Below are 13,571 nucleotides of genomic sequence, written 5' to 3'. Positions count from 1 at the left end.
CGGCGCGCGGCGACGGGCGAGTGTCACATGGCCATACCGGGAAGCGCCGTGCCCGAGGCATCGAAATAATGCAGGTGGTCCTTCTCCGGAACCAAGCCCACGGATGCTCCGGGACGGATATCGGGATTGCCCCGGATCCGGGCGAGGATCGGGCCGACGCCCGGGATCTCGCAATGGACGTTGCTGTCCGATCCGAGACGCTCGATCACCTCGACCGTCGCGGCGATCCCCTCGCCCGGCTTCGCGAGGGCGATGTGTTCGGGACGGATACCGATATGGCGCGCGGTGCCGGGGCCCGGAAGAGGCGTCCCGTCGGCGAGGCGGAGCCCGTCCCGCGACGGTGCGACCTCGAGCACGTTCATCGTGGGCGAACCGATGAAGGTCGCGACGAAGCGGTTCGCGGGACGCTCGTAGAGCTCGATCGGGGTGCCGACCTGCTGGATGTCGCCGCCATTCAGGACGACGATCCGGTCGGCGAGCGTCATCGCCTCGACCTGGTCGTGGGTGACGTAGACCATCGTCGTGCCGAGGCGCTGGTGCAGCCGCGCGATCTCGAGCCGCATCTCGGCTCGGAGGGCGGCATCGAGGTTCGAGAGCGGTTCGTCGAAGAGGAACGCCTTCGGATCGCGCACGATCGCCCGGCCCATCGCGACCCGCTGGCGCTGACCGCCCGAGAGCGCGCGCGGCAGGCGGTCGAGGAAGCTGCCAAGCCCCAGCGTCCGCGCGGCCGCGTCCACCGGACCGCGGCGCTCCGTCTCGGGGCGGCGGCGGATCTCCATCGAGAAGCCCATGTTCCGGGCAACCGACATGTGCGGGTAGAGCGCGTAGCTCTGGAACACCATGGCGATGTCGCGTGCCCGCGGGGGGACGTCGGTCATTTCGGCGCCGTCGATCAGCAGCGCGCCGCCGGTGATCGACTCGAGCCCCGCAATCATCCGGAGGAGCGTCGACTTCCCGCAGCCCGAGGGGCCGACGAGGACCACGAACTCGCCATCCCCGATCCTGAGGTCGATGTTGCGCAGCACCTCGGTGCCGCCGTAGCTCTTGCGGACGTCCCGCAATTCCATCTCGGCCATGGCTATCCTTTCACGGCGCCGCTCGTGAGGCCCTGCACCAGGTAGCGCTGGATGAAGGCGAAGAAGAGACAGGAGGGCACGAGCGCGAGGACGCCCGCGGCCATCATCTGCCCCCAATCGACGGAGAACTTGCTGACGAAGGACAGCAGGCCCACGGGGAAGGTCATCGTGTCGTCCGAGCGGATCAGCATCAGTGCGAAGAAGAGCTCCGACCATGCGGCGGTGAAGACGAAGCCGAGCGTCGCGCCGAGACCGGGCAGCGTCAGCGGCAGGATCACCTTGCGCAGCGCCTGCAGGCGGGTGCAGCCATCCATCATCGCCGCCTCCTCCAGATCCTTCGGGATGCCGTCGAAGAAGCTCTGCATGAGGAAGGTGGCGAAGGGGATGTTGAAGGCGGTGTAGACAATGATCAGGCTCGTCAGGGAGTTGAGGAGGCCCAGGGCCGCCACGATCTTGTAGATCGGCGCGATGATCATCAGGAGCGGGAACATCTGCGTCACCAGCATCAGCGCGATCACCAGCCGCTTGCCGCGGAACGCGAAGCGGGAGAAGGCGTAGCCCGCGGCGGCCGCGATCAGGGCCGTCGCGGCCGCCGTGCCGAGCGAGACGATGACGGAATTGCGGAAATAGGCCAGGAAGTCCGTCGCGAAGAGGACGGCGCGGAAGTTCTCCAGCGTCAGCGCGGAGGGCCAGAGCGCGGTGCCGTCGGAATAGATCAGCCGCTCCGGGGTCAGCGCGATCTTCAGGAGCCAGTAGAGCGGGAAGAGCGCGAAGGCGACATAGGCGAGGATCGCGAGATACGTTCCGACCACGGCCAGAGGAGGTGTACGGCGGAGGGCGGCCATCAGAATTTCACCAGCCGCGCGCGCACGAAGAGGAGGATCACGGCATAGACGAGGAGCACGCCCAGAAGCGCCACCGCGATCGCGGAAGCGTAACCGAAATCGAGCCGCCGGAACGCCGTGGTGAAGATGTAGGAGGAGAGGATCTGCGTGGAATTCGCCGGACCGCCGCCGGTCATGACGTAGATCAGATCCGCGAAATTGGCGATCCAGATCGCCCTCAGCATGATCGTGATGGCGATCATCGGGCCGAGGAACGGCAGCGTGATCTTCGTGAAGCACTGCCAGGCGGAGGCGCCATCGATCTCCGCGGCCTCGTAGAGCTCGCCCGGGATCGATTGCAGCGCGGCCAGGAGCGTGATCGCGAAGAACGGCACCCCGTACCAGACATTGGCGAGGATCGGCCCCCACATCGCCGTGCCCGGATCGCTCAGGATGTTGTAGGGCTCTTCCAGCAAGCCGACGGCCGCGCCCCAATGCGGCAAGGGGCCGATCACCGGGTTCAGGAGCCACGAGAAGGTCAGGGCGATCAGGAAGGTCGGCACCGCCCAGGGCAGGAAGACGAGCGCCTGCACGATCCGCTTGCCGTGGAACGGACGCGACAGGAGGAGCGCGAGGCCGAGCCCGAGGAAGAATTGCAGCGTCACGGAGCCGAAGGTCCACCAGAAGGTGTTGACGAGCGCCGTCCAGAATCGCGCATCCTCGCCCAGGGCCTCGAAATTCTCCAAGCCGACGTACCCGGTCTCGAACGGACGCAGGAGGTTGATCGACTGCACCGAGTAGGAAATCCCGATCCCGAGCGGGATCAGCATGACGAAGATCAGGAGCAGGATCGCCGGCGAGAGATAGAGCCAGGGCTCGACGGCATAGGCGAGATAGGCGCGGCCGAACCGCGTCCGGGGGATCCCGGACGCGGTGTCGTTTCCGGAGAGCGTCGTCACCGGGCGTCCTGCCAGCGGGCGTATTCCGCCGTCAGGAACTCCGCCCACTGGTCGGCGAGCTCCTGCGCGGTGATCTCGCCCAGAAGGGCCTGCTGCGAGGTCTCGAGCGCGATGGAATCCGCGAAGTATCCGAACTGCTCGAGATAGGTGGGCATCGCGATCGGCTCGTAGGCGGGATCGTTGAGCTCCGTGAACCAGCCCGCGAACTGCTCCGACTGGAAGTAGGGATCCTGCTCTGCGCCCTCGTGGATCGGGATGATGCCGACCCGCTGCGCCCAGATCTGGTTCTGCTCCGGGCTCGAGAGATGCGCGATCAGCGACCAGGCCTCGTCGGGCGCGTCGGTGGAGGAGAAGGCCGCCCAGCCCGCATAACCGATCGTCGGGAAGGCCATGCCGTCCGGACCCTTGGGCATCGGCGCGACGGCGAAGCTGTCGGCATCCATCCGCTCGGACACGGCGATCAGCGCGTCCGGATCCTGGTCGAGGAAGGCGCAGGTGCCGGAATAGAAGCCAGCGACGATCTCGTTGAAGCCCCAGGACACGGAATCGCGCGGCGCAAGCCCGTCCTGGTAGAGGTCGATGAGATATTGCAGCCCCTCCACCGAGCCAGGCTGGTTGATCGTGCTCTGCCCGTCTTCGTCGAAGAACGCGGGAGAGCCGTTCATCGTGGCCGCCATCATCATCCAGCCATTGAGCCCGCCCGGGCCGCCGCGCAGGCAATAGCCCGACTTGCCGTCGAGCTCGGAGACGGCGGCGGAGGCGTCGCGGAACTCCTCCAGCGTCTCGGGCGGCCCGTCGATTCCGGCCTGCTCCAGGAGGTCCTTGTTGTAGAACATGGCCCGCAGATAGAAGCCGTAGGGGATTTCCCTGAGGCTGCCGTCGGCGGTGTTCGAACCCATGTCGACGGTCGTCTGGGTCAGGCTATCCGCATGTTCCCATTCCTCGAAATAGGGACCGAGATCCATCAGCCTTTCGCCGTAGAGCGAGAGCCAGCGATCGGGCATCTCGACCACGTCGGGAATGTCGCCGCCCGCGATCATCGTGGCGAAGATCTCGAAGGCTTGCCCCCAAGGCAGTGAGACGATCTCGACGGTATTGCCGGTCTCCTCCGCCCAGGCCTGGGTCATCTCCTCGAGGACCGCGGTACGTTCAGGGCTGGTGATCACCTCCACGAGGCGGAGGTCGGCCGCCCCCGCCGTTCCGGCGATCGCCCCGGTGAGCGCGGTCGTCAATGCAAGTCGTCTCATTCTCTCGAACTCCCTGTGATACTTGAAATGTTCCTCATGAGACCCTCTTTACGGGGCCCTTGTCTCAGCGTGTGGCGATGGTGAGCGCGCGGTCGAAGTCGCGCCAGAGATCCTCGGCCGCCTCGAGCCCGAGCGACAGCCGCACCAGGCGCTCGGGAACGCCGAAGCGGCGGACCGAATTGTGCTCCCCTGCCTGGGCGAGGGTCACGGCGGCGGGGACGATCAAGCTCTCAAAACCGCCCCAGCTGACGCCCAGGCGGAACAGGTCGAGCGCGTCCGCAAAACGCCGGATATCGACGCTGTCGGAGAGTTCGATCGACATCAGACCCGAACGCCCCTCGAGGCCCGGGACCGTGTTCGCACCGGGCGAATGGATGGCGGTGACCTCCGCCCGTCCGCCCAGGCGGTCGACGAAGAGATCGGCCGTGCGCTGATGTTCCCGCATCCGCGCCCCGAGGGTCCGAAGCCCCCGCACCAGGAGCCAGGCCTCGAACGGCGCGAGCTTGCCGCCGAGAAGCGGCAGCGTGAGGTCGCGGATGCGGCCCACGATCTCGGCCGGGCCGGTGACCACGCCCGCGACGGTGTCGGAATGGCCGGAGATGTATTTCGACGCCGAATGCAGCACGACGTCGATGCCGAGCGCGAGCGGCCGCTGGAAGATCGGCGTCGCCCAGGAATTGTCGATGACCGTGGTCACCCCTTCCGCCCGCGCCGCCTCCGCGATCGCGCGCAGATCCGCCGCCTGCATCATCATGGAGGTGGGGCTTTCGAGATAGGCCAGTGCCGCGCCCCGCATCACCTCCGGATCCGTCGCGAACGCCGTCACCGGGTGATAGGTGATCTCCACCCCCCAGGGCCGCAGCATCCGCTCCATGAGCCGGTAGGCGTCGGGATAGACATGCTCGACGCAGGCGATCCGGTCGCCCGGTCGGACGAGCGCGAAGAGCGTGGCGGAGATCGCGGCCATGCCGGAGGCGAAGCCCACCGACGCGGCCCCGCCCTCGAGCCGCGCCATCATCTCCTCGAACGCCGCCGTGGTCGGGTTCGTCACGCGGGAATAGAGCGGCCGATCGATCTCGCCGGCCATGCGCGCTTCGAAGGCGGCCATGTCGTCGAAGGTGAAGAGCGAGGTCTGGTAGATGGGAGGCGTCACGCTGCCCGCGGGGCCGCCATAGGGCCTGGCCAGAACGGTGTCGGGGGCGTGGTCAGTCATGGTTCAGATCTCCCATTCGGTCGTGCGTGGCGGTCTCCACCATGTCGACGATCTCGCCCATCACCGCTGCCGCGCGGTCGGGCGCGCCGTCGCGGATCGCCTCGGCGAGCGGGCGGTGGAGCGGGATCGAGGCAGCGCCGAGCTGCGGCTCCCCGATCGGGTCGCCGTAGACGTCGTGGAAGGCGCGCTGCAACTGCTCGACCATCTGCGCGAAGAGCGGATTGCCGGTCGCCGCGTGGATCTCGGCATGGAAGCGGCGATCGGCGGGCCGCCAGTCCGTCCCGGCCGCGTGGTGGTCGAGCAATGTGTACATCCGGTCCATGATCCGGTGCCGGGCCCGCTCGTCCGCCCGCACGGCCGCGTGGCGCGCCGCCTCGATCTCCAGCGGCCGGCGCACCTCCAGCGTTCGTATCAGGCTCTGCGCCTCGAGCGAGATCGACAGCGGCAGACGTTCCGCGGACGGGACGATCGGCACGCGCAGGACGGTCCCCGCGCCCTTGTTGCGCGTCACGATCGCCATGCCCTGCCATGCCTTCATCGCCTCCCGCACGGTGGAGCGACCGACGCCGAGCTCGCGGGCGAGCTCCAGCTCGGGCGGCAAACGGTCGTCCACCCCGATCCCGCGGGACACGATCATCTCCGCGATCGCCTCGAGGACGTCCCGTTGCTTGCCCGAACTGCCGCCGTTCACGTATCCCATGCCGGCATCATCGTGCTATGTCCGACAATGTAAAGAATTATGACTGACAAAATTCGGGGCGGCGCAGGCTCTCTGCGGGATCGGAATGGCGTGTTGGCCCTTCTCGAGTGGCTGCCTGCCCTACCCGTTGCCAAGGGCTATGAGGTGCGGCCTCTCTGATCGAAAGGCCGCCCCGGTTCGGCCGCGGCATCGAACATAGCGACGCTTCGCTCATCGCGTCGTGCCTCCTTGAGCCCGGCTCGGCCACCGGCCAAAGTCCGACATGCGGCCCGCAACTGGGAATACTTGAACTAGACGGTGAAGACGGTGGCGGCATGAGATATGGATCAGCTCACCGACGCCGCATTGTTCAGAGGAGCAGACCCTTTTTGGAGTGCGGCCGGGCGACCCCGCCAATACGGGGCGTACGACGAGCGGCTTGGTCCTGCCCTCTTCGCGGTGCATGCGGGCGCCAATCCCGGCTTCGATCCACCGGGCCGGGCATCGCCCCCCGCGGGCGCCCGGCGCCGGGGCGAGGCCCAATGCTGCCGATATGCCGCGCGCCCCGAACGACCGTATCTGGAGGTTGTAATCCGGGGATGGAAACGTATTGAGGCACAGTCCGAAGTTGCAGGATGCCGCAGACCGATGGATCAGATTTCCGCCGCGACATGCCAGGGGGCTTCCACCGCGTCGTTCCGCGTGATCTCCGGCAGTGTCTACGAGCTCCGCCTCCTGCTTTCGCGGCGCGACGGGACCGGCCCGAAGCCCCTGAAGCTCTCCCCCATCCGCATCGACTTCTCGGACGATCGCGGCCGCCCCGTCGATCTCCGCCTCGTGACCGGACGGAACCACGTCCCGCATCTCAACCCCATGCAGGTCGAACTCCTGCCCGAAGGACCGGTGCTCCAAGACGAAGAAGAAGCGGCACGATGGCACGCGGCGGGATACGCCTCGCGCTTCATCGTGGCCCCGCCCGACGCGACGGACCTGAGGATCGCGTCGGACGATCCGGACGTGGAGATCGCGGCCGCCGAGGTGCTGCCGCTCGGGATCGACTGGCCCGGGGAGGGCCGCGCCACGTCACGCCATGTCGAAGCCATCGCGGCGTCACGGGCCGAGCTGATCGAGCGGCTTCTGCCCGATCCCGCCCTGCGGCCCGACCCGGTGATACGGGCGCTTGCGCGGATTCCCGTGGAGCAGTTCGACGCGATCCGCGGGCAGTTCCGACCCGGTGGAGACTGGCGGAAGGTCCTCAAGCGCATGGCGGAGGGCGCCGAGGCGGAGGCCGAGGAATTCGAGGAACGGGTCCGGCGGCTGGCCGCGGCGCGGCGACGCGAGATCCGCGTGGGCCTCGTCGGCCACCCGCGGACCTACGAGCGGTTGCGGTTCCTCTGCGACGTCGTCTGGCTACGCAAGGAGCTCTGCACCGACCAGCTTGCCGAGATGGGTTTCGACCTGATCCTCATCGAAACCGTCGCCGAGAGCGGGCCCGGCGACTGGAACGGCGCCTTTCTCCAGCTCGACGGGGACATGGCGCCGGAGGGCACGGCGCTCTTCCGCGCGGCCCGCGCGCGCGGCCTGCCGGTCCATCTCCTCCTGAGCGCCGCCCCCGCCGCCTCCCATTTCTGGCGCGGTGCGATAGAAGCCGCGGACGCGGTCCTCGTCGAAGGCAACCCGCAGGACTGGAGCGGCGATGCCCCCTGCCCGGCCCTGCCGGATCACGCCCGCTTCCTGCGCCGCGCGACCGAGCCCGCGGCCGGTCCCGCCGCCCTTCTCGAGCCGCGCCTGCACGACCTGATGCTCGTCCCCGTGGGGTCGGATCTCTTCCAGTTTCCCGACTTCGCCGACTTCCTCTCGACACCCGGCTGCTACGACGCGCTGGTGACCGAGTTTCACTACGGCTTCGCCCCCTCCTCCCTCACGCCACGCCTGAAGGGCCGGAAGGTGGCGATGGCGCCCGACCTTTCGCGGCGGCAGCAGACGTACCTGCTGCGCAACGCGACCATCGTGCTCCTGAACGCCACCACGCTCCGGACCGAGGCGGAGCTCCTCGACATCGCCCTCGACGCGATCGTGGCCGGGGCGATCCCGGTCCTCGTAGGCCCCGTGCCTCCCGAGGGCGCGGTCTTCGCGGCGCTCGACAGGGTCACGGCGCCGTCCGAGCTGATGGAGCTGCAGCGATCCTATCGCATCGCCTGGCTGCGCGAGCGGCGCTGGCGCGCGCTCTACCGCCTCGTCATGCGCCACCATGTCTGGCGCGCGGAGGATCGCGCGGCGCTCCTGGGCGAGGATCTCTACGACGCGGATTTCGACCGGCCACGGATGAGCACGATCCTCGTCTCCCGGCGGCCGCATCTCATCGAGCGCTGCCTCGAGACGTTCCGCGCTCAGAGCTGGCCCGAAACCGAACTCGTGATGGTCCTGAACCTAGACGAGCCGCCCTCGAACCTGCCCGAGCTGCGCGAGAACGAGCACCTCTTCGTCCTGCCCGCGCATTTCAACATCGGCCGCTGCCTCAACATGGCCATCGCCGCGAGCACGGGCCGCTACTGGGCCAAGATGGACGACGACGATTACTATGCCAGCACATATCTGGAGGAATACGCCTGGTACTACCACGCCACGCAGGCGGATACGGTGGGGCGAATACCGATTTTGTTTTATATGAGCGGTCAAGATTTAACCTTAATAAAATCCCAAAAATTCGAAAGATGCCGGCGCATTACTAAATTAATGGACTTTAGCTCTGGAGCAACACTGTCAGGAGACAAAAATGGGTCATTGCCTAAATTTTCAAACTCACAAAGAAACTCTGCGGATTCAGAGTGGATAAGATCCGTTACAAAAAGTAGTGGATTGCGTACAGCTAGCTATGATGGCACGTCTTTCATTGTTTTCAGAGATGCAGATGAAAGCAATCACACCTGGATGATGAGTGGAAGATCGACAAATATGATCGGCCTGTCGCCTGTTTGTGAAGGAAATTTATTTGAAAGGATATAAAATATAAAATTACAACAATATTGTATAAAAAATTTTGCTATAAGTTTTTATGTCCAAGCGCCAATTGCAAAAAGACCTAGTGATCTTTCTCCGGTATTAGCAAGGGCAGAGGCAATTCTTCCACGGAATGTAGTTAAAAAATCGGACGGAGCAGTAGCCGGGCCGATCAACCAATAACCGCCAGTGTAATTTCGAATACCCGAAACAGCAGGGATATCAATAAACGGTTTAGGATAGGTCCAGATTGCGTCGACATTACCAGACGAGAAAATAGCGCCGTAAGCTCTGTCCGGTGATGGGAAATTCACCTGCTGCGTGCAGATCTGCGTCCCGTCGGCGAAGCGGGTATAGGTGCCGTTCGTATTCGTGCCGCGCTCGATGACGGCGCCGGTGGGGACGCCGCCTGCCTGTGAGACCGGCCCAAGGACATTGCCCGGGCCGTAGCCCCAATCGGCGCGCATGAGACGGCCCGGTGTGGTGTCGCCCGGAGTTGACTGGACCGCGTCGCCCGCCATGCGGTCCGCGCGCACCGACGCGAACGTCGCCTCGCCCGTGGCCCCCTCGACCGCCATCGCGGGCCGCCAGCTCTCCCCGTCGGCGCTGACCTTCACCGAGAAGTTGCCGTCGCCCGCGAGGCCCATCTCTGCGCGGCCGGAGAAGTCGGTCTGGAAGAGAAGGCTCGCCGTGTCGGCCGCTGTGGCCTTGTTCACCTTGATCCGGTGGCTGCCGCCCTCGTGGGTGAAGAGCGTCGCGGGGGCTGAAACGGCGAGCCTGTTGGTGGCGTCCCAGCCGGTGTTGATCCCGAGCCCCTCCCGCGCGTCGCTACCATCCTCGCTCACCGCGAGCAGGACCCGCCAGGCCCCGTTCTGGTAGACGTAGACGGCGCCCGCTGCCTCCACCCAGGCGGTGAAGCCGTTGCGCGGCGGCACGAACATCCAGCCGCCATTGGTGTGGTAGGCTATCTTGCCGTCCTCGCCCTCGAACACGCCCGACGCGCCCGGTCCCACCACCACGACATCGCCGTCGCCCGCCGCGGCGGGCGGCTCAGTGGCGGCGAGGTCGGAGACGCTCAACTGCACGAGCGCGTCCAGAAGCTCGATCGCGAGATTGTGCGTGACGTGCTTCTGCGCCTGCGCCGGCTGGATGTAGGGCATGGCGAGATTGGGCGATTTGGACATGTCGGCTCCTCGGGATGCGGGGGCCAATCTCCCCGAGGGGTCATTCGCAAATCGTGAGGCGGTCGTGCGCCAGGGTCACGCGCGGCGCAACGGCGAGCCTGCCGGTGTCAGGTCTTTCGTGGAGGGAGCGCCCGGGCCGGTGCCTTGCGACGGCGTACCAGGCCCAAAAGCCGGAACGGGAGGGCGAGCGTGGCGGGGCCGATCCGCCGCGTCGCGTCCGAGATCATGCCGCCGGCCCGCCACCGTGCGGAGGCGAGCATCGCCGCCCTGTCCTTGCGGAGCACCCGGGCCTCGGCTTCGAGCCGCCGGTTTCTCACCAGGAGGGCCTTGTTGCGCTCCACGAGCGCCGCGTTGCTTGCCCAGACCGCCCGGTTCCGCTCCTGAAGCGTCTTCAATTCGTCCCGGTCGTTGCGCGGCGCGGCAAGCTTCGCATCGCGTCGGCTCTCCAGGATCAGGATACGGTTTCTCAGATTGGCGTGCTCGGCCGCCTTTTCCTCATCGTGACGGTCGCGCGCGCGGGAGAGCCGGGCATAGGCTTCGCGCGTCCGAGCCAGCTCCTCGAGCGCCTGGTGCAGCCGGGCCTCGGTCCCGTCATCCGCATCGTTGCCGGTCGGATCGTCCATGATCCCGTCTCCCTGGCGGCCAGCAGAGCCGCGGCTTTCTTCTGCGGATACCCCGATCCGCCCGCGCGGAAAACCCGCCTCGCGGGCGTCGTGCATGGACCGGTTCGCCGTTATTTCCGCCATTTCACACCCCGGAAGATGCGCTCCGGCACGATCTGGTCGCGGTAACGCAGGATCAGCGACATCATCTCGTCCATGATCCCGTCGTCGAGCGGCGTGGGCTTCAGGCCCAGATCCAGGAGCCCGGTATGGACGGGATTGTAATAGTGCTCCTCCATCTCCCTGCGCGGATTGGGCAGGCTCTCGACCCGGACATCGAGGCCGAGCCGCGCACCGGAGGCCCGGACCCGTTCCGCCAGGTCGTTGACGGAGAAGGTCTCGACGAACTGGTTGAGGACCCGGAGCTCGCCCTCGGCGGGCGGGTTGTCGACCGCGAGCCCCACGCATTGGAGCGCGTCCTTCAGGTGCAGGTAGCCGCGGGTCTGGCCGCCCTTGCCATAGACGGTCAGTGGGTAATCGGCCGCGGCCTGCACCATGAAGCGGTTGAGGACGGTGCCGAAGACCTCGTCGTAGTTCAGAAACGAGAGCAGCCGCTCGTCGCCCGCGCTCTCGTCAGTGGCGAGTCCGTAGACCGGGCCCTGCATGAGGTCGGTGACGCGCAGGCCCCAGACCCGGACGTAGAACCACAGAAGGTCGGTATCGAGCACCTTGGTCGTGTGATAGAGCGAGCCCGCCGCGCGCGGGAACAGGAACTTGTCGCGACGCCCCTTGTGCTCGATCTCGATCCAGCCCTCCTCGATGTCGATATTGGGCGTGCCGTACTCGCCCATCGTGCCGAGCTTGATGAGATGCGCGCCCGGCACATGCGCGTTCATCGCCTGGATCGTGTTGAAGGTGACGCCGAGATTGTTTCTCAGCGTGAGATCAGCGGCCCGCCGGTCGATCATCGAATAGGGCGCCGAGGGTTGCTCTGCATAGTGGATGATCGTGTCAGGACGGGCTTCCGCGAAGAGCGCGTCGATGAAATCCCAGGCGTCGAGATCGCCGATCCGGACCGCGACCTCATGGCCCGAGGCCGCCTGCCAGAGCCGGGCGCGCTCGTGCAGGTTCGGCACCGGGACGAGCGCGTCGCAGTCGATCTCGCGCATCAGGCGCCGGCGCAGGTAATTGTCGGCGACCCAGACCTCGTGTCCGGCCGCCGAGAGCTTCATCGCGGTCGGCCAGCCGATATAGCCGTCGCCGCCGAGGATCAGGATCCGCATCGCTCGGGCCTCACCCGGTCGCGAGCTGGCGCGCGGCCACGGGGCGCACGCGCCGAAGCGTGTTGCTCGTCCCGGTGGTCCAGGCGGTGTCGTCCCGCGCCTCGAGGCGGGCCCGGATCGCGTCGGGCAGGACGCCGGGGCTGAGCAGGAGCTCCCTGATGCCGGCCGCGCCCATCGGCGCCAGGCGGTCGGAATGGTAGATCGCGGTGGAGGGCTCCATCCCGATGCCCGGATAGCTGTAGCCCTGCCGTTCCTCCCGCGTCATGCCGGCGGGCAGGACGGCGAGGAACCTGTCGCCCTCGAGGATGCGGGTGCTCTCCTCCTCGGTGCTGAGCTCTTCCCAGAGCTTCTCGCCGGGCCGCGGGCCCGTCACCGCGATCTCGATCTCCTCGGGGGTCCGGTCGGCCAGGGGCGCGAGCAGCGCGCGCATCTCCCGCGCGAGGTCGGGGATCCTGAGCACCGGCATCTTGGTGATGAAGACCTCGCCGCCGAGCGCCAGCGCCATGCTCTCGATCACCAGATCTGCGGCCTGGGCATTGGTCATCACGAACCGCGTCATGCGCTCGTCGGTGAGCGTGACCGGCCCGCCCGACGCGATCTGCTGCGCGAAGAGCGGCACCACAGATCCGTTCGAGCCGAGCACGTTGCCGAACCGGGTGCAGGCGAATTTCGTGGTGCTCTCGCTGCGGCGCAGGAAGTTCATCGCGGTGAAGAGCCGTTCACCCATCAGCTTCGAGGTGCCCATGACGTTGGTCGGGTTCACCGCCTTGTCCGACGAGGTGAAAATCACCTTGTCGAGCCCGTTGGCGAGCGCCGCGCGGCCGACGATCTCGCAGCCGAGGATATTGACGTTGACCGCCGAGAACGGAGAGCGCTCGCAGGACGGCACGTGCTTGAGCGCCGCCGCATGGAAGCAGGCATCCATGTTCGAGAAGGTCCGCGACATCTCGCGCTCGTCGCAGATGTCGCAATGGAAGAACTCGACCCGCCCCTCGCCGCGATAGGCGGTCTCCATCTCGAAGAGCCCGCTCTCGTTGTTGTCGATGACCCGGATGCGCGCGACGTCGAGTGCCAGCAGGCGCTTGACGATCTCGCGGCCGACCGATCCGACACCGCCCGTCACGATGATCCGTCGCCCGCTGAAATACGTCTCGTGGTCAGGCATCCTGGTCTCCTTCTGGAAATGCGGCTATTGGGGGTATCTGGCACCGAGGGACCGCACGGCTCGTCGCCGGGAGATCTGCCAAGGGCGCGATTGGCCGGCCTGTCCAGCCTGTATTCTGTCGTCGATCCCGCATTAATTCCCCCGATGGTTGAAGCATTCGATCTCCGATTACAATGCCCGGCCCGCGCCGGTCCCGCGGCCGCCCCCGTGACGGATCGCGACGGGCCGGACTTGTGGCGCGAATGCCGCAACGGAAGGCGTCCTCGCTTGGCCTCCCCGCCGGGGATGGCTAAAGACGGGCCTACCGCGGCAGGGCGAGCCGCCGCCGAGAGTAGAGCT

Annotated in this window: 11 protein-coding genes; 1 reads left to right on the top strand and 10 read right to left on the bottom strand. The window is 66.6% G+C overall.

What is annotated here, in order from left to right; all coding sequences use genetic code 11:
* Positions 1-23 precede the first annotated feature (23 nt).
* The 6 genes from LX81_RS14485 to LX81_RS14460 all read right to left on the bottom strand — a co-directional run bounded on the left by LX81_RS14485 (position 24) and on the right by LX81_RS14460 (position 6,019).
* Positions 24-1,076, bottom strand: a complete 1,053-nt coding sequence (locus tag LX81_RS14485) for an ABC transporter ATP-binding protein (RefSeq protein ID WP_111538040.1) — start codon at positions 1,074-1,076, stop codon at positions 24-26.
* 2 nt (positions 1,077-1,078) lie between these two features.
* Positions 1,079-1,921, bottom strand: coding sequence for a carbohydrate ABC transporter permease (locus LX81_RS14480; RefSeq protein WP_111538039.1), 843 nt, complete (start codon positions 1,919-1,921; stop codon positions 1,079-1,081).
* Positions 1,921-2,859: a carbohydrate ABC transporter permease gene (locus LX81_RS14475; protein WP_234822624.1), complete on the bottom strand. Its 939-nt coding sequence runs from the start codon at positions 2,857-2,859 to the stop codon at positions 1,921-1,923. Before LX81_RS14475 ends, LX81_RS14480 begins: the two co-directional genes overlap by 1 nt.
* Positions 2,856-4,106 (bottom strand): ABC transporter substrate-binding protein, encoded by a 1,251-nt coding sequence (locus LX81_RS14470; protein ID WP_111538038.1) that lies wholly within the window; start codon positions 4,104-4,106, stop codon positions 2,856-2,858. The genes LX81_RS14475 and LX81_RS14470 overlap by 4 nt, the downstream gene beginning before the upstream one ends.
* A 64-nt stretch (positions 4,107-4,170) precedes the next feature.
* On the bottom strand, positions 4,171-5,319 hold the full coding sequence (locus tag LX81_RS14465) for a PLP-dependent transferase (protein ID WP_111538037.1): 1,149 nt from the start codon (positions 5,317-5,319) through the stop codon (positions 4,171-4,173).
* Positions 5,312-6,019, bottom strand: coding sequence for a FadR/GntR family transcriptional regulator (locus LX81_RS14460; RefSeq protein ID WP_111538036.1), 708 nt, complete (start codon positions 6,017-6,019; stop codon positions 5,312-5,314). The genes LX81_RS14465 and LX81_RS14460 overlap by 8 nt, the downstream gene beginning before the upstream one ends.
* A gap of 627 nt (positions 6,020-6,646) precedes the next feature.
* Here LX81_RS14460 and LX81_RS14455 point away from each other — a divergent pair.
* Entirely contained in the window at positions 6,647-9,004 is a 2,358-nt protein-coding gene (locus LX81_RS14455; RefSeq protein WP_111538035.1) for a glycosyltransferase, read from the top strand.
* Positions 9,005-9,051: 47 nt separating this feature from the next.
* Here LX81_RS14455 and LX81_RS14450 read toward each other — a convergent pair whose 3' ends face one another.
* The 4 genes from LX81_RS14450 to LX81_RS14435 all read right to left on the bottom strand — a co-directional run bounded on the left by LX81_RS14450 (position 9,052) and on the right by LX81_RS14435 (position 13,232).
* Entirely contained in the window at positions 9,052-10,182 is a 1,131-nt protein-coding gene (locus tag LX81_RS14450) for a DUF2793 domain-containing protein (RefSeq protein WP_111538034.1), read from the bottom strand.
* Between the two features lie 107 nt (positions 10,183-10,289).
* Complete coding sequence (locus LX81_RS14445) at positions 10,290-10,805, bottom strand: hypothetical protein (protein ID WP_146259437.1); 516 nt, start codon at positions 10,803-10,805, stop codon at positions 10,290-10,292.
* 110 nt (positions 10,806-10,915) lie between these two features.
* The gene (locus tag LX81_RS14440; protein ID WP_111538032.1) at positions 10,916-12,067 is read right to left on the bottom strand and encodes an NAD-dependent epimerase/dehydratase family protein; all 1,152 of its coding nucleotides are present in this window, start codon (positions 12,065-12,067) and stop codon (positions 10,916-10,918) included.
* A gap of 10 nt (positions 12,068-12,077) precedes the next feature.
* Positions 12,078-13,232, bottom strand: a complete 1,155-nt coding sequence (locus LX81_RS14435; RefSeq protein ID WP_111538031.1) for a polysaccharide biosynthesis protein — start codon at positions 13,230-13,232, stop codon at positions 12,078-12,080.
* Between the last annotated feature and the right edge of the window lie 339 nt (positions 13,233-13,571).

The organism is Palleronia aestuarii, assembly GCF_003253995.1.
GTDB classification, from domain to species: domain Bacteria; phylum Pseudomonadota; class Alphaproteobacteria; order Rhodobacterales; family Rhodobacteraceae; genus Palleronia; species Palleronia aestuarii.
The sequence above is the reverse complement of the archived record's forward strand: the minus strand, read 5'-3'. Positions and strand labels throughout refer to the sequence as shown.

Coding starts and splice junctions, on each gene's coding strand:
- LX81_RS14445 (WP_146259437.1), bottom strand. CDS start 10,805: ATGGACGATCCGACCGGCAACGATGCGGATGACGGGACCGAGGCCCGG.
- LX81_RS14470 (WP_111538038.1), bottom strand. CDS start 4,106: ATGAGACGACTTGCATTGACGACCGCGCTCACCGGGGCGATCGCCGGA.
- LX81_RS14485 (WP_111538040.1), bottom strand. CDS start 1,076: ATGGCCGAGATGGAATTGCGGGACGTCCGCAAGAGCTACGGCGGCACC.
- LX81_RS14480 (WP_111538039.1), bottom strand. CDS start 1,921: ATGGCCGCCCTCCGCCGTACACCTCCTCTGGCCGTGGTCGGAACGTAT.
- LX81_RS14455 (WP_111538035.1), top strand. CDS start 6,647: ATGGATCAGATTTCCGCCGCGACATGCCAGGGGGCTTCCACCGCGTCG.
- LX81_RS14465 (WP_111538037.1), bottom strand. CDS start 5,319: ATGACTGACCACGCCCCCGACACCGTTCTGGCCAGGCCCTATGGCGGC.
- LX81_RS14435 (WP_111538031.1), bottom strand. CDS start 13,232: ATGCCTGACCACGAGACGTATTTCAGCGGGCGACGGATCATCGTGACG.
- LX81_RS14450 (WP_111538034.1), bottom strand. CDS start 10,182: ATGTCCAAATCGCCCAATCTCGCCATGCCCTACATCCAGCCGGCGCAG.
- LX81_RS14440 (WP_111538032.1), bottom strand. CDS start 12,067: ATGCGGATCCTGATCCTCGGCGGCGACGGCTATATCGGCTGGCCGACC.
- LX81_RS14460 (WP_111538036.1), bottom strand. CDS start 6,019: ATGGGATACGTGAACGGCGGCAGTTCGGGCAAGCAACGGGACGTCCTC.